General features: G+C 65.7%; 20 protein-coding genes. 13 read left to right on the top strand and 7 right to left on the bottom strand.

Annotation, left to right across the window (positions count from 1 at the left end; genetic code table 11):
• Positions 1–32: 32 nt before the first annotated feature.
• The 4 genes from G3N95_RS00100 to G3N95_RS00085 form a co-directional block, all read right to left on the bottom strand.
• On the bottom strand, positions 33–842 hold the full coding sequence (locus G3N95_RS00100) for a hypothetical protein (RefSeq protein WP_205967927.1): 810 nt from the start codon (positions 840–842) through the stop codon (positions 33–35).
• Positions 839–1753, bottom strand: a complete 915-nt coding sequence (locus G3N95_RS00095; protein WP_205967926.1) for a substrate-binding domain-containing protein — start codon at positions 1751–1753, stop codon at positions 839–841. Before G3N95_RS00095 ends, G3N95_RS00100 begins: the two co-directional genes overlap by 4 nt.
• Positions 1754–1852: 99 nt before the next feature.
• On the bottom strand, positions 1853–2290 hold the full coding sequence (locus G3N95_RS00090; RefSeq protein ID WP_205967925.1) for a c-type cytochrome: 438 nt from the start codon (positions 2288–2290) through the stop codon (positions 1853–1855).
• 176 nt (positions 2291–2466) lie between these two features.
• On the bottom strand, positions 2467–4287 hold the full coding sequence (locus G3N95_RS00085; RefSeq protein ID WP_205967924.1) for a methanol/ethanol family PQQ-dependent dehydrogenase: 1821 nt from the start codon (positions 4285–4287) through the stop codon (positions 2467–2469).
• A gap of 367 nt (positions 4288–4654) precedes the next feature.
• On the opposite strand from G3N95_RS00085, the gene G3N95_RS00080 reads away from it, so the two are divergent.
• From G3N95_RS00080 to G3N95_RS00040, 9 genes are all read left to right on the top strand, one after another.
• The gene (locus G3N95_RS00080) at positions 4655–5041 is read left to right on the top strand and encodes a 4a-hydroxytetrahydrobiopterin dehydratase (RefSeq protein WP_205967923.1); all 387 of its coding nucleotides are present in this window, start codon (positions 4655–4657) and stop codon (positions 5039–5041) included.
• Positions 5042–5318: 277 nt separating this feature from the next.
• The gene (locus G3N95_RS00075; RefSeq protein ID WP_205967922.1) at positions 5319–6386 is read left to right on the top strand and encodes a beta-ribofuranosylaminobenzene 5'-phosphate synthase family protein; all 1068 of its coding nucleotides are present in this window, start codon (positions 5319–5321) and stop codon (positions 6384–6386) included.
• A gap of 90 nt (positions 6387–6476) precedes the next feature.
• The gene (locus G3N95_RS00070) at positions 6477–7403 is read left to right on the top strand and encodes an NAD(P)-dependent methylenetetrahydromethanopterin dehydrogenase (protein WP_205967921.1); all 927 of its coding nucleotides are present in this window, start codon (positions 6477–6479) and stop codon (positions 7401–7403) included.
• A 19-nt stretch (positions 7404–7422) separates the two neighbouring features.
• Positions 7423–8646 carry an ATP-grasp domain-containing protein gene (locus G3N95_RS00065; RefSeq protein ID WP_205967920.1) on the top strand — a complete coding sequence of 408 codons (1224 nt, stop codon included), beginning with the start codon at positions 7423–7425 and terminating at the stop codon, positions 8644–8646.
• The gene (gene mch, locus G3N95_RS00060; RefSeq protein ID WP_205967919.1) at positions 8621–9724 is read left to right on the top strand and encodes a methenyltetrahydromethanopterin cyclohydrolase; all 1104 of its coding nucleotides are present in this window, start codon (positions 8621–8623) and stop codon (positions 9722–9724) included. Before G3N95_RS00065 ends, mch begins: the two co-directional genes overlap by 26 nt.
• Positions 9721–10722, top strand: coding sequence for a RimK family alpha-L-glutamate ligase (locus tag G3N95_RS00055; protein ID WP_205967918.1), 1002 nt, complete (start codon positions 9721–9723; stop codon positions 10720–10722). The genes mch and G3N95_RS00055 overlap by 4 nt, the downstream gene beginning before the upstream one ends.
• Positions 10709–11584 (top strand): triphosphoribosyl-dephospho-CoA synthase, encoded by an 876-nt coding sequence (locus tag G3N95_RS00050; protein ID WP_205967917.1) that lies wholly within the window; start codon positions 10709–10711, stop codon positions 11582–11584. Before G3N95_RS00055 ends, G3N95_RS00050 begins: the two co-directional genes overlap by 14 nt.
• A 134-nt stretch (positions 11585–11718) precedes the next feature.
• Positions 11719–12228: a formaldehyde-activating enzyme gene (gene fae / locus G3N95_RS00045; RefSeq protein WP_205967916.1), complete on the top strand. Its 510-nt coding sequence runs from the start codon at positions 11719–11721 to the stop codon at positions 12226–12228.
• Between the two features lie 139 nt (positions 12229–12367).
• The gene (locus tag G3N95_RS00040) at positions 12368–12781 is read left to right on the top strand and encodes a hypothetical protein (protein WP_205967915.1); all 414 of its coding nucleotides are present in this window, start codon (positions 12368–12370) and stop codon (positions 12779–12781) included.
• A gap of 63 nt (positions 12782–12844) precedes the next feature.
• Here the strand turns inward: G3N95_RS00040 and G3N95_RS00035 are convergent, their stop codons facing one another.
• Entirely contained in the window at positions 12845–13315 is a 471-nt protein-coding gene (locus G3N95_RS00035; protein ID WP_205967914.1) for a dihydroneopterin aldolase, read from the bottom strand.
• Between the two features lie 335 nt (positions 13316–13650).
• Here G3N95_RS00035 and G3N95_RS00030 point away from each other — a divergent pair, with 335 nt between their 5' ends.
• The 4 genes from G3N95_RS00030 (at position 13651) to G3N95_RS00015 (ending at position 19611) form a co-directional block, all read left to right on the top strand.
• Positions 13651–15756: a sigma-54-dependent Fis family transcriptional regulator gene (locus G3N95_RS00030; protein ID WP_205967913.1), complete on the top strand. Its 2106-nt coding sequence runs from the start codon at positions 13651–13653 to the stop codon at positions 15754–15756.
• Positions 15757–15763: 7 nt separating this feature from the next.
• On the top strand, positions 15764–16363 hold the full coding sequence (locus G3N95_RS00025) for a flavoprotein (RefSeq protein ID WP_205968703.1): 600 nt from the start codon (positions 15764–15766) through the stop codon (positions 16361–16363).
• Positions 16342–17730, top strand: coding sequence for a DUF6513 domain-containing protein (locus tag G3N95_RS00020; protein ID WP_205967912.1), 1389 nt, complete (start codon positions 16342–16344; stop codon positions 17728–17730). The genes G3N95_RS00025 and G3N95_RS00020 overlap by 22 nt, the downstream gene beginning before the upstream one ends.
• A gap of 165 nt (positions 17731–17895) precedes the next feature.
• Entirely contained in the window at positions 17896–19611 is a 1716-nt protein-coding gene (locus tag G3N95_RS00015; RefSeq protein WP_205967911.1) for an OmpA family protein, read from the top strand.
• A gap of 137 nt (positions 19612–19748) precedes the next feature.
• Here the strand turns inward: G3N95_RS00015 and G3N95_RS00010 are convergent, their stop codons facing one another.
• Both G3N95_RS00010 and G3N95_RS00005 read right to left on the bottom strand, forming a co-directional pair.
• Positions 19749–20621, bottom strand: coding sequence for a phosphoribulokinase (locus G3N95_RS00010; protein WP_205967910.1), 873 nt, complete (start codon positions 20619–20621; stop codon positions 19749–19751).
• Positions 20622–20658: 37 nt separating this feature from the next.
• Positions 20659–21592: class 1 fructose-bisphosphatase (locus tag G3N95_RS00005; RefSeq protein WP_205967909.1), on the bottom strand; the 934-nt coding region annotated here is incomplete at its 5' end.

Raw genomic sequence — 21592 nt, 5'->3', positions numbered from 1 at the left:
GCTGCCTGTCGCCACACCAGACATCGACGGATTCAGCGGCTCGCGCGCGGCGCGTTGGGTGTCGCCGGCGGTGAAGACGGCTTGCCCTGCGCAGGCGGCTGCAACTTGTGCAGCGAGCCTTCATAGCTCAACGACTCCGTCTTCTGCGGATGCGCGAAGTCGTCGTTGTCGCCGGGCACATCGGTGCGCAACAGCGACACGCCGCCCGGCACGCCGTCGGCGAGCACGAACGTATAGCGCTTGCTCGTGAACTTCGGAAAGCGCTGCGCGTTCGGATCGTGCAGATACGGCTGGATCACGATCTTGCGCGCCCTCACGGTCTTGCCGTCCAGTTGGACCGTGGCGTCCGTGATGGGTGGGCTCGCGGCCAGCGCAAGTCGCACGCGCTGCTGGAAATAGCGCCGCTGACCGCCCGTCGCCTGCTCCATTTCCGCGATATCGCGCTCGAGAAAATACAGGATCACAGGGTTGCACGGCAGGTTCTCAGGCAACTGCACCTTGCCGCTCGCATCGCTGACGGAGGCGTCGCTCTTCGCGTTGTCGGCGCTCGCGACGAGCACGCGGACCCGGTCCGTCTGCTTGTCGGGCGGCGCTGTCACGACGAGCGCATAGTCGAGTTCCGTCTGCGACGCGACGCCATGCAGATGCGGCGTGAGAAACAGCAGCTTTTCGGCGGGCGCAATGGGCGCCTCCGCTCCGCTGGCTCCACTAGCCGCATCGGCGGAATGCGCCGCTTGCGGCAACGTCATCGACACAGCAGCGAGCACCGTCAGCGCAGCCACGCCGCGCAACGCAAACGCACGCGTGCGAACGCGTACGTCTGCTGCACAGGCGCCCATCATTTCGGTGCATCCGATGCGACAGGCGCGCTCGCCAGCGGCAGCAGCGGCACTTCGTAGCTGGTCAGGATCTGGTTGATGTCGTTCTGATGCGTGGCGATCCACTGGTCGATCTTGTCGTGCCATGCCTTCTCGCCGTAGCGCACGCCCATCGAAATCTCATAGTCGAAGCGGATGCCCTGCTGCGGCGGAAACGGCACGAGCTTCACGCGATCGCTTGCCTGCTTCGCGAAGTAACCCGCAATCGGCCCCCACACGAACACGACATCGACGTTGCCCTGCGCCAGATCGTGCTGGATCATCTCGCCCGGAAACGCATTCGGATCGCCGCTTTGTGCACGATACGACACGGCCTGGTCGATCAGGTTGTTCGACAGCAGCCAGTCGACGGCGGGCGTCTGCGAGAAGATGCCGAGCTTGAGCTTCTTCAGTTGATCCGGCGGCAGCTTCAGCAGATCGGTAGGCGTATTGATGCTCGCGAACTCGGGGCGCTTGTTGAACACCATCGCATACGTGGAATGCAGCCATGGCCGCGTCGTCGACGTCATGTCATAGCCATGCGGCACGCCGATGATCAGGTCGCACTTGAACTGCTCGGAGTTGTCTACCTTGTCGCGCAGCGTGTGGCGCACGAAGCCCATGCGCTGCGGAAAATACGTGTATTCGAGCTTGTAGCCGAAGTCTTTGGCCATCGCAGCCGCGATTTTGTTCTCGAAGCCTTCGCCCTTGTCATTCGACAACGGCATGTTGTTCGGATCGGCGCAGACACGCAGCACCTTGTCGGCACCGTCGTTGTTCGGAAGATTCGGCGCGGGCGCGCCCTGCGCGTGCGCCGCCGGCGCACCGATACACACGCAGCACAACGTCAACATTGCACATACGGCATGGACGACGGAAGTTCTGCGATCGGACATGGAGGTCTCCGGATTGTGCGTCATGCGACGTGGCGCGCGATACCAGGCATAGCGGCGCGTCACGCAGTATCGCACGACATTATTTGGCTCATTCGTGGCTCATTTGGCATCGATCGCCTGCAGATCGCCCGGCTTGATGCTGCCATCGGAGCGGCCTTTCAGGTAGGCGAAGAGGTTCTCCCAGTTCTTCTGCATCATCTGGCTCGAACTGAAATCGGGCATGCCCTTGTCGACACGTCCGCCGAATACCGTCCGATGAAATTCGTTCTTGTCGAGTGTCTTGAACGCGTCGATCAGCGACGGACCCACGAGTCCTTCCTGCTTCGCGCCGTGGCAGCGTTCGCAGGCGAGCGCGCGCCAGGTTTTCCATCCTTGTAGCGTATCGTTGTCGACCTTGTTGCCGTCGACGACTTTATAAGCGACCTTCTGAACCTGGGGCGCGTCCGACGACTGCCCCCAGCTATTGGTCATGACAACAGGTAAAGCGCTCAACGCCAGTAACGCACCTGCAAGCGACAGCACAACGCGGCCTTTCATGCGTTCGTCTCCCTATCATTCGATTGAAGCTGCTCGTCGGTCACACATGGCGACCGCACACGGTACTCACTTTCTTTCGAAGCCGAAGACCGCATGCTGGCGTCTTCGGCTACGTCACTGCTGCTGCGAAACTGCTGCGCGTACTGCTTGCGCGAGCCAGTCAAACGGGACCGCGATCAGCCGTTCGATCCACCCGGAATGGCGAAGATGAACAGCGTGCCGCCGAGCGCCGTGTACTTCGCCAGCTCGCGATAGCCGCCGACTGCACCGAGGCCTTCCGTCGACTTCTGCAGGCCCGCTGCCATGCCGATGCCTGCCCAGCCGCCGATGCCCGAATACACGCCGACGAACTGCTTGCCCTGATACTCATACGTGAACACGTTGCCGATGATCCCCGACGGCGTCTTGAACTTCCACAGTTCCTTGCCGTCCTTGATGCGCACGGCCTTGATGTAGCCTTCCAGCGTGCCGTAGAAGACGATGCCGCCTGCCGTCGCCAGCGCACCCGACCATACCGAGAAGCGTTCCGGCTTCGACCAGACGATCTTGCCCTTGGCCGCATCCCACGCGATGAAATTGCCCATCGCGCCCTTCTCGTTCGGACCCGGATACATCGACAGCGTCGCGCCCACATACGGCTGGCCGGACACGTAATCGACATCGAACGGCTCGTAGTCCATGCAGACGTGATTGGTCGGCACGAGGAACAGATTCGAGCCCGGATCGAACGACGCAGGCTGCTGGTCCTTCGAACCCAGCGCAGCCGGGCAAATGCCCTTCACGTTGTGGTCCGGACCTGCCTTCTGTGTCGAGTACGATGCGTTGCGAATCGGCAGTCCGCTCTTCAGGTCGACGCTATCCGCCCAGTTCACGGCCGGGTCGTACTTCTGTGCAACCAGCAGTTCGCCTGTCTCGCGATTGAGCGTATAGCCGAAGCCGTTACGGTCGAAGTGCACGATGGCGGGCGTCTTCTTGCCGTTCACCGCGATGTCGGCCAGGATCATTTCGTTGACGCCGTCATAGTCCCACTCGTCGTGCGGCGTCATCTGATAGACCCACTTCGCCTTGCCCGTATTCAGGTCGCGCGCGAAGATCGACATCGACCACTTGTTGTCGCCGGGACGCTGCGTCGGATTCCATGTGCCCGGATTGCCCGTGCCGTAGTAGACAAGATTCAGCTTCGGGTCCCACGCATACCAGCCCCATGTGGTGCCGCCGCCGAGCTTCCACTGATCGCCCTTCCAGCTCTTGATCGACGAATCGGCGCCGACGGGCTGCATCTTGCCGTCTGCCCAGGTCATCGTCTGCTGCGGGTCGAGCAGCATCTCGTTGTCGGGCCCGGTGCTGTAGGCCTTCCACGCTTCCTTGCCGGTCTTGATGTCGTACGCGATCAGACGGCCGCGCACGCCGAACTCGCCGCCGGAGATGCCCGTCAGCACCTTGTCGCCGAACACGTGCGGCGCGTTGGTGTTGGTCTCGCCTGCCTTGGGATCGCCGTTTTGCGCGGTCCAGACCACTTCGCCCGTCTTCGCGTTGAGCGCGACGAGCTTGGTGTCGGCCTGTTGCAGGAAGATCTTGCCGTCGCCGTACGCGAGACCGCGGTTGACGGTATCGCAGCACATCACGGAGATCACCGACGCGTCCTGCTTCGGCTCGTATTGCCAGATGAAGGTCTGATCCTTCAGGTTGATCGCGATGACCTTGTTGGGGAACGGCGAGTGGATGTACATCGTGTCGCCGATCACGAGAGGCGAACCTTCGTGACCGCGCAGCACGCCCGTCGACATCGTCCAGGCGACCTGCAACTTGCCGACATTGCTTTCATTGATCTGCTTGAGCGGGCTGTACCGGTGATTCGCATAGTCACCTGCCTGCGCCGCCCAGTTCGATGGGTTCTTGATCAGCGAGTCCAGTTGCGGATCGGCATACGCAAGGAACGAGTTCAGCGCCGTCGCAACCAACACCGCCAGTCCAAGAACCAGGGTGCGTACGTTCATGTCTCCTCCAGAATGGGTGATACTGGTTGAAACCGTCCAGTTACCGATGACACGCTACCGGGTCGCTCCAGCCGCGCCTCTGGATGCAGGTAACGCCTTTGCTGCGCCGGATCCATTGCCCGGCCCATGCGTATGACGGCGGATCGCATATTCCATGCCGGTCGCGTTTGACCGCCGCCACACGGCCTCCCGGCGTCAACGTGTTGCGCTTCGCGACGTGCGGCGGGACATACTGTGTCAGATACGCAATTCGCAGGACGGCGTGCAGCAGGCGCATTGGCACGCGCGGCAGGCCCGGTTGGCAAGGCGCACGGGGCGCGAGGTTTCCCGTGCGATTCCCCTCTCACGACACGAGCGGAGGTTCGTCATGACGCAAAGCGAACAGGTGTATTCCGACGAGGAAGTCCAGAAGAAACTCGAAGGTCCGTTGCAGCACTGGTATCTCGAAGACGGCTGGCTGCGTCGCAAGTACCGCACGGAAAGCTGGAAAGGCACGCTGATGGTGGTCAACACCGTCGGCCATCTGGCGGAAGCGGCGTGGCATCACCCGGATCTGACGGTGTCGTATGCGTTTGTCGTCGTGAAGCTGAAGACGCATACGGCGAAGGGCATCACTGACAAGGACTTCGCGCTCGCGCGCAAGATCGAGGAAGTGATCCAGTGGCAGCCGGGTAAGGAAGGCGGCCCGCTCGAAGGGACGCCCGCGGACGATCAGCGCTTCCGCTATATCAAGTACGACACGCCGAAGGGCTGACGCAGCGTCCAGCGTTCGCTATCGCTGCGAACGCGCGGCATCGTGCCATGCGTGACAGCCCGTGGCGGCGGCGGCTTGCGCTGTGCCGTATCTGACACGCGATGTCGCGCGCCGTGCTGCACGCGCATCGACCGCACGCGGCGCATGGTTCGGCCGATGCGCGCGAATCCGCGCGGCGTCGCGCGTGGTACGCCTCTTGCCTGACGTCGACGGGTGCAGTCGCGTCAGCCCGCGCGGCCGCGCCCGCGCATACACGATTCGACAAGGAAGCTATCGCATGCCGATGTCATCCGAACGCACGTCGACACTGCCTGCCATCTCGGCGATCACCGTCGAAGCGCCCGGCCGGCTGCATATGGGCTTTCTCGATCCCAACGGATCGCTCGGACGCGCGTTCGGCAGCATCGGCATCGTCATCGAGGGATGCGGCACGCGCGTCACAGCGCGGCACGCCGATGACACCCAGGTCGAAGGCGCATCCACGGATGCGCAGCGCGAGCGCATCGAACGCTATCTCGCGCTGTTGCACGACGCCTATGGCGGACCCGCTGTATCGCTCGAAGTCGAGCAGGCAGCGCGCGCGCATTGCGGGATCGGTTCGGGCACGCAACTCGCGCTCGCGGTCGGCACTGCGTATGCGCGGCTCGCCGGCATCGCGGCGACGACGGCGGAACTCGCACAACGGCTCGGACGCGGCGCGCGCTCCGGCATCGGCGTGCTCGGATTCGATCACGGCGGGCTGATCGTCGACGGCGGCCAGGGCCGTGCGGCGACGGCCGCCTCGATCAGTACCGCGCCCAAAAGCGCCGCCGCGCTGCCGCCCTTGCTCGCGCGCCAGCCGTTTCCCGACGACTGGCGCATCGTGCTGATCGACGACACCACGCGCGAAGGTCTGCACGGCGACGAAGAGAAGCGCGGCCTCGCCGCGCTGCCGCCCTTCCCGCACACGCTCGCCGCCGAGGTCTGCCATCAGTTGCTGATGCGCGTGCTGCCCGGCATGGCGCAAGGCGACTTCGACGCATTCGCTGCCGGCGTCAGCGAGATCCAGCAATCGATCGGCGAATACTTCGCGCCCGTGCAAGGCGGCGTGTATTCGAGCCCCGCCGTCGCGGCCGCGATGCAGGCCATCGCGGCGAACCAGACAGCGGGCGTCGGACAAAGCTCGTGGGGCCCGACGGGCTTCGCGTTCGTTCAGAGCTCGCGCCACGCCGACGACGCACTCGCCGCAGCCCGCGCGGCGACGCGCGCGTTTCCCGGCATCGTGTGTTCCGTGACGCGCGGCCGCAATTGCGGCGCGCGCTATTACGCCGTCCAGCAACCGCGCTTCGGCATCGACGCGCAGTAAGCCGGATGCCCGCTTATCCGCCGACTTACCGAATCACAGCGCGCCAGCCCCTCGCGCCCGCCCCATATCGACTACGAAAGAGCCGACGCCATGTCCCAAACCACTGAAAGGCCCTACATCCTGCATATGTTCACCCCGACGCCGCAGATGAGCCCCTTCGACGTCAACATGGCCGCCGACGCCGGCTATCAGATTCTCGTGCCGTACTGCGACGTCGACGTGCGCAACGTCGTGCAGTTGACCCAGGACGCGATCTTTTCGCGCGGCCCGAAAGGCGTGTCGCGCACGGGCATCTTCATCGGCGGGCGCGACGTGATGCTCGCCGCCGACATGCTCGACCGCGCGCGCGAAGCGATGGTTCCGCCGTTCGAGGTCTCCGTGTTCGCCGACCCGAGCGGCGCCTATACGACATCGGCGGCGCTCGTCGCGCTCGTCGAACATCACCTGAAGGCGCAGTACGGCGAAGAACTGAAGGACAAGCACGTGCTGATACTCGGCGGCACGGGCGCCGTCGGGCGCGTCACTGCCGCCATCGCCGCGACCCTCGGCGCGCATGTCGCGATCGCGAGCCATTCGGACGCTGCGCGTGCCGAGCGCGCGAGCCACGACGTCGACGAACGCTTCGGCATCAAGACTTCCGGCGTCGGCACGGGCACACCATCGACGCTGCATGCGGCGCTTGCACACGCCGATATCGTCTTCGCGACGGCGGCGGCCGGCGTGCAGGTGACGGGCGCCGCCGATCTCGCGCAGGCGCCGCGTCTGCTGATCGCCGCCGACGTCAACGCGGTGCCGCCCGAAGGCATCGCGGGCGTCAACGTGATGGACGACGGCAAACCGCTCGCGGGCGCCGTGCGGCCCGATGCGATCGGCATTGGCGCGCTCGCGATCGGCAATGTGAAGTATCAGGTCGAGCATCGGCTGTTCACGCGGATGCGCACGGCCGGCAAGCCCGCGTATCTCGGCTTCACGGAAGCGTTCGACGAAGCGCGCGCCGTCGTCGCCGAACGCAGCTAGCGCGCAGCGAGGCATCATCATGCCGGCGACGTCCGCGAGCGGCAGCCGCTCGCACCCGTCCGCTTCCGCGCCGTTCGTCGCGGTGGTCGGCCTGTCGGCGCGCATGCTTGCACAGTCCGCCGCGGATGCCGGCTATCAGGTAGCCGCGCTCGACCTGTTCGGCGATCGCGACACGCGCCGTTACGCGAAGCTGTGGCTCGATACCGGCGGCAGCGGGCTGTCGCTCGATCGCGCCAAGCTGCACGCGGCACTCGACCGCGTGGCGCGGCTGCCGCGTCTGACTGGTTATATCGCCGGCAGCGGTATCGAGCCGCACATCGGCTGGTTGCACGACACGGCAAGACTGCCGCGCCTGATCGGCAACGACGCGGACGCGACGGCGGCCGTGCGCGATCCCGCGCGCTTCTTCGCATTGCTCGGCGAGCTGGGCTTCGCGCACCCTGAGATCGCTTTCGAGCGTCCCGCGCAACCCGAAGGCTGGCTGCGTAAAGCCGCCGACGGCTGCGGCGGCACGCATATCCTTCCAGCAGGGCAAACGGATGCACATTCCGGCTACTTCCAGCGCGTAGGCAAAGGACTGTCGATGTCGGCGCTCTTCATCGCCGCGCGGCGCGAAGCGTGCGTGATCGGCCATGCGGAGCAGCTTCACATCACGAGCGGCGCGCTGCCCTATCTGCACGTGGGCTCGCTCGGCCCCGTCGATCTGCCCGCGCACATCGCGCAGCAGGTCGATCGTGTCGTACGTTCGATTACGGCACGTGCGAATCTCGTCGGCATCAACAGCCTGGACTTCCTGCTCGACGGCGACGCGATCCGCGTGCTCGAAGTCAACGCGCGGCCGTCGTCGACGATGGCTTTATACGAACGCGCATGGCGCGACGCGTGGCCGCGCGGCCTGCTCGCCGCGCACATCGACGCCTGCCTGCATGGCCGTCTGCCGACTGCCCGCGTCGGTGCGCCGCAATGCCGTGCCGCACAACAGGTCGTATTCGCGCCTCATGCATTCACGGTCACACGGCGTTTCAGCGACGCGCTGTTCGTCGATCCCGTCTGTCACGACATTCCGCACGCGGGCACGCGTATCGAAGCGGGCCATCCGGTCTGCACAGTGCTCGTGACGGTCGACGCGGCCGCTTCGCGCGCCGTCCTGATGCACGAACTGCAACGCCATACGCAGCGCCTTTTGCAACGCATCGAAACCAGCACGGAGCCTGCCCATGAACTCGTCGACTCCCACGGCTGAACATGGCGGCAACGCGCCGCCGCCCATCGCCGGCGACGCGCCCAGCGTCAACGCGCTCGCCGCGCCGCTCGTCGCGCAACTGCTCGCGGACGCCGCGCGGCTGCGCGTGGCATCGTCGCGCCATGCCTTCGGCCCGACCATCGTCGATGCAGGCATCGCATCGCCCGGCTGCGTCGAAGCGGGCGTGACGATCGCGCGCATCTGCATGGGCGGCCTCGGACGCATCGAGACGCGCATCAGCGCCGAACACGAGCCGCTGTGGCCCGCGATGATCGACGTGCACACGGCCTCGCCCGTGCTCGCGTGCCTCGGCAGCCAGTACGCGGGCTGGAGCCTGTCCGCGAGCAAGGAGCAGAACAACGGCAAGAAGTTCTTCTCGCTCGGCTCGGGACCGGCGCGCGCGCTGGCCGGTAAGGAAACGCTGTTCGACGAACTCGGCTATCGCGATCGGCACGACGCTGGTGTGCTGGTGATGGAAGTCGGCCAGTTGCCGCCGCAAGCGGTGCTGGAAAAAATCGCCGGCGATTGCGGTCTCGCACCCGACCGGCTGACGGTCATCGTCACGCCGACCCAGTCGGTCGCCGGCACGGTGCAGGTTGTCGCGCGCGTGGTCGAAGTCGCGCTGCACAAGACGCATGTACTCGGCGTGCCGCTCGGCGAGATCGTCGAGGCGAGCGGCACCGCGCCGCTGCCGCCGCCCGCGCCCGACGGACTCGCCGCGATGGGCCGCACGAACGACGCGATCCTCTATGGCGGGCGCGTGCATCTGACCGTGCGTAGCGACGCCGTGGCGCGGCGGCTCGCGGCTGAGTTGCCGTCGTCGAATTCGCGCGACTACGGGCGGCCGTTCGCCGACATCTTCGCGTCGTTCAACCACGACTTCTATCAGATCGATCCGTCGCTGTTCGCGCCCGCCGAAGTGTGGGCGAGCAGCCTGGAAAGCGGCGTGACCTATCGGGGCGGCAGGCTCGATGCCGCCTTGCTGCACACGCTCTGGCAAGGCGATGCATTTGGTGCGACGGGCGAAGCATCGGCGTCGTCGACCACGCCGGGCGTCACGGGACCGGGGGCGCCATGAGCGATCTGTCATCGGCAAGCGGCCTGCGCGTTGCGATCATGACGGACGAAACCGGCTGGCACACGGGCCGGCTCAAGAAGGCGTTTCGGGCGCGCGGCGTCGAGGCGCGTTGCGTCGATCTGGCCGCGTGCCGCATCGATACGTCATGGTCGCAGTACGGACTCGCGATTCCCGGCTTCGCGCGCGATCTCCCGGATGCGGTGTTCGTGCGCGGCATCGCGGGCGGCACGTTCGAGCAGGTCACGCTGCGCCTCGGCATCCTGCACGCGCTGCGCGAGTGCGGCGTGCCCGTCTACAACGATGCGCGGGCAATCGAGCGCAGCGTCGACAAGTCCATGACGAGCTTCCTGCTGCATCGCGCGGGCGTGCCGACGCCGCCCGCATGGGCGACGGAATCAGCGGCGTTTGCGCAGCGCGTGCTGATGCGCGAGACGGCTGCCGCGCGTCAGGTTGTGCTCAAGCCGCTGTTCGGCTCGCAGGGCAAAGGCTTGCGGCGGCTCGGCGCGAGTCCCGCCAACGGCGCATTGAAACCGCTGCCGCCGCTGCGCAGCTACAGCGAGGTCGCGTATCTGCAGCGTTTCGTCGGCAGTACTCGCGTGCGTCATCGAGGCTACGACTGGCGCGTGCTCGTGATCGGCGGACGCGCGGTTGCTGCGATGCGGCGAACCGGCGGCAGCGGCTGGATTCACAACGTCGCGCGCGGCGCGCGCTGCGAACCGGCCGACCTCGATCCGACGCTCGCGGGCCTCGCCGAGCGTGCGACGGCTGCACTCGGCCTCGATTACGCCGGCGTCGATCTGATCCCCGATCTGTCGACGCCCGACCAGACCGGCGTGCCGCTCGTGCTTGAAGTAAACGGCGTCGCGGCGTGGCGCGGGCTGCAATCGGTGACGCCCGTCGATATCGCGGCAGCGCTCGTCGACGATCTGCTCGATCGCAAGCTCGCCGCGAGCGGCGCGCCGTCGCTGCCTGTCACGCCGCTCCATGCAGGCCGCTGACGAGCTTCTCGCGCGCGCCCGCGACGCGTTTCTGCTCGCGTGCCGGCTGGACGTCGAAACGGCGAAACCGGGCAACGTGAGTGTCGCGAGCGCGGGACACGGAATGCAGGCCGCGCAGTTCATCGACAGCGCGCAGGCAGCCGCGCCCGCGCTGTTCGCGCGCGGCGCCAGCGTCGGCACGCGCATCCTCGAAGCGGTGACGCGCACGCGGCAGATCGCCGGGTGCAACACGAATCTCGGCATCGTTCTGCTGGTCGCGCCGCTGGCAGCCGCGCTGGAACGCACGGCAACGCTCGACGCCGCGCACTGGCAAGCCGCCGTCGAACAGGTGCTGTCGACGCTCGACCTGGACGATGCGCGCGCCGCCTACCGTGCGATTGCGCTCGCCAATCCGGGCGGACTCGGCGACGCGCCCGAGCAATCCGTCCACGCGCCGCCCACGGTCGATCTGCGCGCTGCCATGTCGCTGGCCGCCGGACGCGACAGCATCGCACGCCAATACGCGAACGGCTTCGCGGATATCTTCGGCGCGGGCCTCGACGCCCTCGCCCGTTCGAAGGGCACGACGGCGACCGCGCTCACGCTCGACGTGTTCCTGACCTTCCTCGGCGCGTGGCCCGACTCGCACATACTGCGCAAACATGGCGAGACGCTGGCGCAAAGTGTCACGCGCGAGGCACGCGAGCGTCACGCGCAAGCGCGCGTTGCCGGGCCTGAAGCACATGCCGCGCAGCTCGAAGCATGGGATGCCGAACTGAAGGCGCGAGGCGTCAACCCAGGCACGAGCGCCGACCTGACTGTCGCTGCGCTCTTCGCCGGTGCACTGATCGACCCGCAACGCCTGGCAATTACCCCTGTTTGAAGGGCTCGTTCGTCCGATTGGCACGGTTCCTGTTAGACGGGAACGCGTTGCGTCCCCCTCGAAAAACGCGCTGCGGTCGCCACGCGTCGCGAGTTCGTCCCACGTCGACAGACCCAATTCACTGGAGGAACAGCATGGCCAAGATCAACCGCGTCCTGGTAGGCGAGTCGCTTATCGGTGAAGGCAACGAAGTCGCTCACATCGATCTCATCATCGGGCCGCGAGGCTCTGCCGCCGAATCCGCCTTCTGCCACGCGCTCACCAACAACAAGGACGGCTTCACGTCGCTGCTCGCCGTCGTCGCACCGAACCTGATGGCAAAACCCAATACCGTGATGTTCAACAAGGTGACGATCAAGGGCGCCAAGCAGGCCGTGCAGATGTTCGGCCCGGCGCAGCACGCCGTGGCGCTCGCCGTCGCGGATTGCGTCGAAGACGGCACGATTCCGAAGGACGAAGCCGACGACGTGTTCATCTGCGTCGGCGTCTTCATCCACTGGGAAGCCGACGACGACAAGAAGATTCAGGAGTTCAACTACAAGGCGACTCGCGAAGCGCTCCAGCGCGCGGTAGCGGGCGAGCCGAGCGCCGCCGAAGTGGTGTCGAAGAAGGGCAGCGCGGCACACCCGTTCGCCCCGAACTAGGCGTGCCGTATGCATCGAAAGCAGTGTCGCGCGCGCGAGCCGCGGCGGGCCGTCGAGGTCCGCCGCGGCTCGCGCCGCGCGTGTTTCTCCCGTGCGTACTCCGGGAGCGGGATGCAGAACTTACGCTAAAGGCATCGATATGACCTCACGTTGTCGCACGCGCCTCGCTGTCGCGGCGTTCGCGTGCGTTGCAGTAATTCCGCTTGCCGCGCTGGCCGCGGACGCCACGGCCGACAATGCGCCCGCCAAGGGCAATGACTACCCGACGCAGGGCCGCGTCGAATACGTGCTCGGCTGCATGGACGAGAACGGCCACGACTTCGCCAACGTCTACAAGTGCTCGTGCGCGATCGACAAGATCGCGGCCGCACTCCCGTATGACGATTACGTCGAGCAGATGACCTTCTCGAAGTACGCGGCGCTCGGCGGCGAAGGCGGCAACGAATTCCGCGTCGACCGTGCGCGTGCGCAGACGAAGAAATATCGCGCGTTGCAGCAGGAGGCGTATCAGGCGTGCGGGCTCGCGAAGCCCTCGCCTTCCGCGTCGAAGTGAGCAGCTGAGTCCACGCTCCCGCTCAGCAACCGGGCACGGGCGATGCGTGCCCTTCAGGCGAAACTAGTCGAAGCGTTCGCACTGCCGCTCGATGATCACGCCAACGGCTGCGACGTCGTCGAATTTGGCGGGCTTGCACAGCTTCACGCGCACCCAATGCGCGCCGAACCGGTCGATCAGCAACTGCGCGATCCGTTCGGCCAGCGCCTCGAGCAGCTGGACCTTGTGTGTTGCGAGCAGCGTGTGCAGCTCGGCGCGCACGGCCGCGTAATTGATCGTGTCGCCGATCTGATCCGTCTTGCACGCGCGCAGCGACGGCACGCCGATCGCAAGATCCATCTGTACGGGCTGAGGTTCGTGCAGTTCATCGGTATCGATGCCGATGACCGTCTGCGCGGCGAAGCCTTCGATATACACGATATCGAGTGCGGCGCCACTGTGCCGCCGTTCCTCAGGTTCGCGCGCGGGCCGAGCGCTCGACGGCAACACGACAGTAAAATGGATGGGACTGCTTCCCGGATTGAAACGGTCCATGTAAGGGCTCCGCATAGAGACCGCGCGTGCAACGCGCATCGTTCGATCGAATTCGGTTTTCATGCCGGATGATGCAAAGCAAAAAGCAGGCGCAGTGCGCAACACTCGTACGACTATTTATTGATGTATCGCGACACGGGTTGTACAGTGTTCGCTGAGTGCGCCGGATCGGATTCAAAGAACATACGTCAGCGGTTGCGCCACGCGCGCGAGAGACGCGCGGCACACAAAGGCACACGGGAAGCACACGGGGAAAACACTTACATACAGCGTAGGCCGCCCCGCTCACCGGCATCATGGCGAGCACCGAGCCCAGCGCATCGGAGACGCCCCTAATGTCATCGCTCGTTGACATCAATTCGCACGTCCGGGATGTTCTGAACATCGTCAACAACCAGCCTGCCGCGTGCTCGATGAGCCATTCGGTCGCGCAATCGTGGACGCGTTGTCTCGTCGATTTCGGGCTGGATCCGGGCCGTTTCGTCATGCCGCCCGTGCTCACGCAACCGGAACTGAACACGCATCGAGAGGCGGCAGGCGACCTGATCGCCTGCTCGAAGCTGGAAATGACCACGCTCTACCAGCAGCTCGCCGACCCCGAACTCGCCGTGATTCTCGTTGATGCAAACGGCGTGATCGTGCATCAGGTGTCGTCGGTGCCGTTCGGCGAGGCCGTCGCCGCCGACGGCTTGCGCGTCGGCGCCGTATGGAGCGAGCGCGAAGCGGGCACGAACGGCATGGGCACGTGCCTGACCGAGCGCGAGTGTCTTGCCATCTATCAGCACGAACACTTCTATCCGCGCTACACGTCCCTCACCTGCTCGGCGGCGCCGATCTTCGACGAGCGCGGCACGATCGTCGGCGTGCTCGACGTGACGAGCCGCTCGAGGATGCTGCAGCAGCATTCGCTCGTGCTGGTCGGCATGTCGCGCCAGATGATCGAGAACCGGCTGATCGATTCGCGCTACCGGCGCGCGAATACGGTCCACTTTCACAGCCGCCCCGAATTCGTCGGCACGCTGCATGCCGGCAAGCTCGCCGTCGATGACGACGGCGTCGTGCTGGCCGCGAATCGCAGCGCGCTGTTCCAGCTCGATCTGCGTTCGCCCGACCAGCTGTGCGGCAAGCGGATCGAAGAAGCGTTCAGCGCGACGCTCGAAGACATGATCGCGCGCAGCATCCGCGGCTCGTTCCATCCGATCACCGTCTACAGCGCGCACGCCAACAACCGTTTCTTCCTGATCGCGCAAACGCCGCGCGATGCCGAGTCGTTCGGCGGCGCGAGTCAAACTGTGCCCAGTGCGCGCGGACCGTGGAGCGACGTGTCGATCAACCGCAATCCGCGCGCGAAAACGCCGCGCGAAGCGAAGCCGGCTGCCGCGGGACTCGACAAGCTCTCGCACCTGGAGTTCGGCGATCCGCGCATGGCCGCGCAAAGCCAGCTGGCCGCGCGCGTGATCCAGCGCAAGATCCCGATCATCCTGAGAGGCCAGACGGGCACGGGCAAGGAAGTCTTCGCCAACGCACTGCACAGCATCAGCCCCAACGCGGCGGGCGCTTTCGTCGCGGTGAATTGCGCGTCGCTGCCGGAAACGCTGATCGAAAGCGAGCTGTTCGGCTATCGCGCGGGCGCATTCACGGGCGCGCAGCGCGAAGGACGGCGCGGCAAGATCGTGCAGGCGAACAACGGCACGCTGTTCCTCGATGAAATCGGCGACATGCCGATGGCCTTGCAGGCGCGGCTGCTGCGCGTGCTGGAAGAACACGAGGTCACGCCGCTCGGCGCCGAAACCACGATCAAGGTCGATTTCCAGTTGATCAGCGCGAGCCACCGCAATCTGCTCGATCTGGTGCAGCGCGGGCTGTTCCGCGAAGACCTGTACTACCGGCTGAACGGTATCGAGATCAACCTGCCGCCGCTGTGCGAGCGCGCCGATCTGCTGCCGCTCGTGCAGCACATACTCGAAAGCGAATCCGACGATCCGCCCGAACTGAGCGCGGAAGCGCGTCAGGCGCTGGTCAACTACGCGTGGCCGGGCAACATCCGGCAGTTGCGGCACGTGCTGCAAATGGCGATCGCGCTGTGCGACGGGCCGGAGATCCGTTGCGCGCATCTGCCCGCCGAAATCGTCGACGATGCGAGCAGTACGAACACGCGCGCTTCGTCCACGGCACAGTTCGCGCAGTCCGCGCGCGCGGCCGTCGCGCCGCCGTTCGACGACGACACCGATCTGTCGGCGCTCAACGCGATCCAGCTCAAGGAACGCGAAACCGTGCTCGCGATGCTCGACGAACACCGCTGGAACGTGAGCAACGTCGCGAAGACACTCGGCATCAGCCGCAACACCCTGTACCGCAAGATGCACAGACTGCACATCCGGCTCTCGCACGACGGCGCGCAGGCTTCGGCTGACGACGCAGCGAGCATGAATGGCCGATGAATCACGCATGAGCGCGCCGTCGCCCGTCCGCCGTCCTGGCGAGTTTCGCCCCGACGCGCGCTTTGCGTGGTGCATCACGGGCTCCGGCCACATGCTGGAGGAGTCGGTCGCCATTGCGCTCGCGCTGCCGGGCGTCGATCTCTTTCTGTCCGCCGCCGGCGAGGAAGTGTTGCCGCTGTACGGCTGGACCGTGCCGAAGCTGCGCGAGCACTTTCGCGTGGTGCGCGACAACAGCGCGAGCAGCGTCCCCGTCGGCATGCTGTACGAAGGCATCTATCACACCGTCGTGATTGCGCCCGCCACCAGCAACACCGTTGCCAAATGCGCGTTCGGCATCTCCGACACGCTGCCGACCAATCTCTACGCGCAAGCGGGCAAGCAATGCGTGCCCGGCATCGTTTTCGCGTGCGACACCGAGCCGAGCGTGATCACGCAAAGCCCGCACGAATGGGTCGAAGTGCGGCCGCGCACGATCGAACTCGAAAACGTCGAACGGCTTGCGCGCATCGAACATACGACCGTCGCGCGCTCGCTCGACGAATTGCGCGCGGCATTGAGCGAACGGCTATCGAACCTCGGGCTCGCATGGAACACATCGTCTTCCTGACCGGCAGGCTCGCCGAAAAAAGTGTCGTGCAGGTGCTGGAAGGCATGGCGAACGTGCCGTTCACGTGGGAAGTGCGCGAAATCGGCCTGCAGGTCGCCGCGTTGATGACGGCGGACATGATCCGCCGGCGCGTCGCGTTGCCGCTGCGCGCGGACCGGATGATCGTGCCCGGACGCTGCCGCGGCGATCTCGCGGCGTTGAGCGAGCATTTCGGCGTGCCCGTCGAGCGCGGGCCGGAAGAAGCGAAAGACCTGCCGCAGCACTTCGGGCACGCGGCGCGAAAATTCGACCTGTCGCGCTACGCGACGGCGATTTTCGCGGAGATCGTCGACGCGCCGAGGCTCGATCTCGACGGCATCGCCGCCCGCGCGAAACACTACGCGGATCAGGGCGCGGATGTGATCGACGTCGGCTGTCTGCCCGACACGCCCTTCCCGCATCTCGAAGACGCCGTGCGCATGCTGAAGGCGAGCGGCTATCGCGTGAGCGTCGATTCGATGGTCGCCGACGAACTGCTGCGCGGCGGACGCGCGGGCGCCGATTACCTGATGAGCCTGAACGTCGACACGCTGTGGATCGCCGACGAAGTGCCCGCGACGCCCATCGTCGTCGCACGCGAGCCGCGCGATACGGCCTCGCTGCATCAGGCGATCGACACGCTCACGGCGCGCGGCAAACCCTTTCTCGCCGATCCGATTCTCGATCCGATACCGTTCGGCTTCGCCGCTTCGATAGGACGTTATGTCGCGTTGCGCGAGCGTTATCCCGACATTGCGATCATGCTCGGCGTCGGCAATCTGACGGAACTGACGGAGGCCGACACGAGCGGCATCAATGCGGTGCTGCTCGGCATCGCCGCTGAATTGCGCGTGTCGGCGGTGCTGACCACTTCCGTCAGCCTGCATGCGCGGCGTGCCGTTCGCGAGGCGGATGTCGCGCGACGCATCATGCACGCCGCGCACGACGCGCAAGTGCTGCCCAAAGGCATCGATCCCGCGCTCTCGGCGCTGCATGCGAAGCGCCCCTTCCCCTACGATGCCGACGAAATCGCCGCGCTGGCCGCGCAAGTGCGCGATCCGAATTTCCGCGTGCAGGTCACGACGGATGGCATTCACGTGTACAACCGCGACACGCATGTCGTCGAAGGCGATCCGTTCGCGCTCTATCCGCACCTGAAGCTCGAACACGACGGCGGCCACGCGTTCTACATGGGCGTGCAGACGGCGCGCGCGGAAATCGCATGGCAACTCGGCAAGCGCTTCGATCAGGATCAGGCGCTCGACTGGGGCTGCCAGGTCGACCGGCCGGAAGAAAATCTCGACGTGTGGTGCGCGCCCGGTCCGACGAAGAAAAACAGCGCTTCGTAGTCTGCGCCGGCGGCTTCGAAGGCAATCTGTCAGCCGTTTTCTAGCGCGCGGCAGCGTGCTGTCAAATTGTGTCAACCTTCGTGATCATCATTTGCACTCCGTATAGTCTGTGCGTCCGACGGATGGGTCAGCGTGATCCGTCCTTGAACCACAGGAAACGAGTCGATGAGCATCAATGTTTTCAAATTGCTGGAGACAGTCCTGAATGAGGATGTCGTCCGGAACCTCGCGACTGCCGTCGGTCTGTCGCCCGATCTCACCCGCAAGGTCACTGACACCGCTGCGCCCGCGCTGATAGCCGCGATCATGCATCGCGGCAGCACGCCCGACGGCGCGCGCAGTCTGTTTTCGACCATCCAGTCGCCCGATGTCGATGCGCACATCGGCAAGCAGCTGCCCTATCTGCTCGGCAGCACGACTGACCTCGCCCGCCTCGAAGCGACGGGCCGCGGCTTGCTGCAGAAGATCACGGGCGATCGCATCGGCGCACTGGCCGAGGCCGTTTCTTCGCAGACGGGTGCATCGCCGCTGACTTCGCTGTCGCTGTGCAGCGTCGTCGGCGCGACGCTGATGGGCATTCTGAAGCAGCACTTCGCCACATCGCAGGGATTGGTCGGCCAGCTGCCGACACTGCTCGGCCATCAGGCGCCGACGGTCAACGCGCGTCTGACGGACCGCATCGCCGACGCGCTGGGTCTCGGCAGCGCGGCGATGTTCGGCAGCGCGACGCTGGCGAAGCTCAAGGACGTCTCCGCGCATTTCGATCATCCCGCGCCCACGATGCGCCCCGTGAGCGTGCCCGTGTCGCCCCTCGCCGCCGATCAGCCGACCCTTGCGCCGCGCCGCAAGCATGGCTGGCTGTGGTGGGTGCTGGCGCTGGTCGTCGCGGCGCTTGCCTGGCTGCTGCTGCGCTCGTGCAGCACGCACGAGCAGGTTGCGCAGACGCCGGCCCACGACAGCGCCGCTGCCGCACCTGCTGCGGAACAGACGGCATCTGCGCCTGCGGCCTCCGCGCCCGCTGCTTCCGAGCCCGTGGCTTCCGCGCCTGCCGTGGCTGCATCCGCACCGGCTGCGGCCCCGGCGCCGACCGTCGACTCCCATCTGTCGTTCACTGTCGACAAGACCGGCGTGCCGACCCTCAAGGCGACCGTCGGCAGCGAAGCCGAGAAACAGCAACTTCTCGACGCGCTGAAGAAGAAATTCGGCCCGACCACTGTGAACGCCGACATCACCGTCGATCCCACGACGAAGCCGGCAGACTGGCTCGCCCATCTCGACGGCCTGCTGCCGCTGATGGCGCAGCCGGGCGCCGAGGTGAAAATCGACGGCACGCATCTCGAACTGAGCGGCACGGCCGCCGACGCGAAACTCGGCTGGCTCGACAAGCTGAAATCGCTGTTCGGCCCCACGTTCGACATCGGTGTGTTCAACGTGCAGCAGGCTGTCGCAGACGCGACGCAATCGTTCCGCGCGGCCCTCGCGGCGCTGTCCGGCAACGGCGGCTCGTGCGCCGGCGCGGACGTCGCGAAGGTGCTGAATCTTCAGGTCGTGAACTTCCCGGCAGGCAGCGCGAAGATTCCGGGTTCGGCCACCGACGATCTGCGCCAGTCGGCGACCGCGCTGAAGTCCTGCGCGACGTCGGGCAAGCCGGTGCAACTCGAAGTGGCGGGCTACTCGGACAACATCGGCAATGCGCAAGCAAACGCTGCGCTGTCCAAACGCCGTGCCGAGTCGGTACGCACGTTCCTCGTTGCGCAAGGCGTTCCCGCCGGCACGCTGAGTTCGCAAGGTTATGGCGCCGAGCGCCCGGTCGACAGCAACGACACGGAAAGCGGCCGGTTCCACAATCGACGCATCGAGTTCGCGTCGCACGCCCAGTAAGCTGCATCCAATAAACCGCACACCCGCGCGCGGAGCAAAAAAAAAGAAGCTGACGGCCCCGCGCGGGGTACGGTCTACAGGCCGTCAGCCAACACACGACTGAGACGCACGACAACACGCCCCCGCCAGCGTCATGTTCACGCCCGCGCCTTCCGGTCGCGCAATTGCAGGATCATCGGCGTGAATATCAGTTGCATCGCGAGCCCCATCTTGCCGCCCGGCACCACGATCACGTTCGGCCGCGACATGAACGAATCGTGCAGCATCGTCAGCAGATACGGAAAGTCGATGCCCTTCGGTTTGGAAAAACGGATCACGACGAAGCTCTCGTCGGGTTGCGGGATCTCGCGCGCCGTGAACGGATTCGACGTGTCGACCGTCGGCACCCGCTGAAAATTCACGTGCGTGCGCGAGAACTGCGGACAGATGTAGTTCACGTAATCGGGCATGCGCCGCAAGATCGTATCGACCACGGCCTCGTGTGAATAGCCGCGCAGCGTCTGGTCACGATGCAGCTTTTGGATCCACTCCAGATTTATGATCGGCACGACGCCGACGAGCAGATCCGCATGCTGTGCGATGTCGACCTTGCTGGTCACGGCCGCACCATGCAGCCCTTCATAGAACATCATGTCCGTGCCCGTCGGGATGCCCTCCCACGGCGTGAACGTCCCGGGGTCCTGCTTGTACACGACGGCGTCCGCTTCGTCGTGCACGTAGCGGCGAAACTGCCCGCCGCCCGAGGCGCCATACGCCGCGAACAGCTGCTCCAGCTCTTCGAGCAGATTCGCGTCCGGCCCGAAGTGGCTGAAATTGCGCACGCCGTCGCGCTCGCTCTGCCGCAGCGCTTCGCGCATGCCGAGCCGGTCGTACCGGTGGAACGCATCGCCTTCGATAATCTGCGCATTGATCTTCTCCCTGCGGAAAATGTGGGCGAAGCTCCTCATGACGGTGGTCGTGCCCGCGCCGCTCGACCCCGTCACAGCAACAATCGGATGTCTGACTGACATGCGCCGTCTCCCAAGTATTTCGGCTCAAGGCGGCCCGTCAGAGCGACGTTTCCGGAAGGAACAACGAGCGCTCACGAAAAAGCGGCGACGTGAAAGGCGCATCGATGCCGAGATCGTGCTCGCGGTGATAGCGGCCGATGCGCGCCACCTCGCTTGCCGAGCCGAGAATCAACGGCATGCGCTCGTGGAAGGTACGCGGTGCGGCATCGAGCACGCGCTCCCGCCCCGTCGTCGCCATGCCGCCCGCCTGTTCGACGAGAAAGCCGAGCGGGCTCGCGTCGTAGACGGCGGAAAGGCGCCCGCGCATCGCGGAACGGGTGCGGTAGTCGCGCGGCATCAGGAACAGGCCGCCGCGCATCAGGATGCGATGCACCTCCGCGACGAGCGCGTCGCTCCAGCGCAGGCTGAAATCACGCTCGCGGCAGCCCGCGCGGCCGTCGCGGCATTCGTGCACGTAGCGGCGCACGGGCGGCTCCCAGAAGCGCTCGTTGGACGCGTCGACGGCAATCTCGCCCGTTTCGTCGGGAATTCGGATCGACGGATGCGTGAGCATGAACTCATCCGTCTGACTGTCGAGCGTGAAGCCGTGCGTCCCTTCGCCGAGCGTGATGATGAGCATTGTCGCGGGCCCGTAGATCGTGTAGCCCGCCGCCGCCTGCTCGCGGCCCGGTTGCAGGAACGGCGCGCCGTACGTTTCGTCATAGGGCTCGCAGTCGAGTTCGCCATACGCTTGCGCGCGCGTATCCGCGCCGTTCGCATCGCTGCCTTGCGACTGCACGCGCATCACCGAAAAGATCGAGCCCGCCGTGCCGTTAATGTCCGCGTTCCACGGGCAGTTCAGCGGATCGAACGCGAGCTGGTACTCGGGCTTGTCGGCATCGTCCGCGCCGCGGTTGCGGGCGGCTGTTTCGGCCAGCTTGCGCCGGCGCGTCGCGTACGCGAGCACCGCGCCGCCCGCCACGGAATCGGCA

Origin of the sequence: Paraburkholderia sp. Tr-20389 (assembly GCF_017104565.1) — a bacterium.
Lineage (GTDB): Bacteria > Pseudomonadota > Gammaproteobacteria > Burkholderiales > Burkholderiaceae > Paraburkholderia.
Note: the sequence above shows the minus strand (reverse complement) of the source record. Positions and strands in the feature narration are given on the sequence as shown.

Excerpts from the sequence above, each read along its gene's own strand:
- G3N95_RS00100 (WP_205967927.1), bottom strand. The coding sequence starts at position 842 with ATGATGGGCGCCTGTGCAGCAGACGTACGCGTTCGCACGCGTGCGTTT.
- G3N95_RS00055 (WP_205967918.1), top strand. The coding sequence starts at position 9,721 with ATGAGCGATCTGTCATCGGCAAGCGGCCTGCGCGTTGCGATCATGACG.
- G3N95_RS00065 (WP_205967920.1), top strand. The coding sequence starts at position 7,423 with ATGCCGGCGACGTCCGCGAGCGGCAGCCGCTCGCACCCGTCCGCTTCC.
- mch (WP_205967919.1), top strand. The coding sequence starts at position 8,621 with ATGAACTCGTCGACTCCCACGGCTGAACATGGCGGCAACGCGCCGCCG.
- G3N95_RS00025 (WP_205968703.1), top strand. The coding sequence starts at position 15,764 with ATGAGCGCGCCGTCGCCCGTCCGCCGTCCTGGCGAGTTTCGCCCCGAC.
- fae (WP_205967916.1), top strand. The coding sequence starts at position 11,719 with ATGGCCAAGATCAACCGCGTCCTGGTAGGCGAGTCGCTTATCGGTGAA.
- G3N95_RS00010 (WP_205967910.1), bottom strand. The coding sequence starts at position 20,621 with ATGTCAGTCAGACATCCGATTGTTGCTGTGACGGGGTCGAGCGGCGCG.
- G3N95_RS00080 (WP_205967923.1), top strand. The coding sequence starts at position 4,655 with ATGACGCAAAGCGAACAGGTGTATTCCGACGAGGAAGTCCAGAAGAAA.
- G3N95_RS00070 (WP_205967921.1), top strand. The coding sequence starts at position 6,477 with ATGTCCCAAACCACTGAAAGGCCCTACATCCTGCATATGTTCACCCCG.
- G3N95_RS00040 (WP_205967915.1), top strand. The coding sequence starts at position 12,368 with ATGACCTCACGTTGTCGCACGCGCCTCGCTGTCGCGGCGTTCGCGTGC.
- G3N95_RS00085 (WP_205967924.1), bottom strand. The coding sequence starts at position 4,287 with ATGAACGTACGCACCCTGGTTCTTGGACTGGCGGTGTTGGTTGCGACG.
- G3N95_RS00050 (WP_205967917.1), top strand. The coding sequence starts at position 10,709 with ATGCAGGCCGCTGACGAGCTTCTCGCGCGCGCCCGCGACGCGTTTCTG.
- G3N95_RS00095 (WP_205967926.1), bottom strand. The coding sequence starts at position 1,753 with ATGTCCGATCGCAGAACTTCCGTCGTCCATGCCGTATGTGCAATGTTG.
- G3N95_RS00020 (WP_205967912.1), top strand. The coding sequence starts at position 16,342 with ATGGAACACATCGTCTTCCTGACCGGCAGGCTCGCCGAAAAAAGTGTC.
- G3N95_RS00090 (WP_205967925.1), bottom strand. The coding sequence starts at position 2,290 with ATGAAAGGCCGCGTTGTGCTGTCGCTTGCAGGTGCGTTACTGGCGTTG.
- G3N95_RS00015 (WP_205967911.1), top strand. The coding sequence starts at position 17,896 with ATGAGCATCAATGTTTTCAAATTGCTGGAGACAGTCCTGAATGAGGAT.
- G3N95_RS00030 (WP_205967913.1), top strand. The coding sequence starts at position 13,651 with ATGTCATCGCTCGTTGACATCAATTCGCACGTCCGGGATGTTCTGAAC.
- G3N95_RS00035 (WP_205967914.1), bottom strand. The coding sequence starts at position 13,315 with ATGGACCGTTTCAATCCGGGAAGCAGTCCCATCCATTTTACTGTCGTG.
- G3N95_RS00075 (WP_205967922.1), top strand. The coding sequence starts at position 5,319 with ATGCCGATGTCATCCGAACGCACGTCGACACTGCCTGCCATCTCGGCG.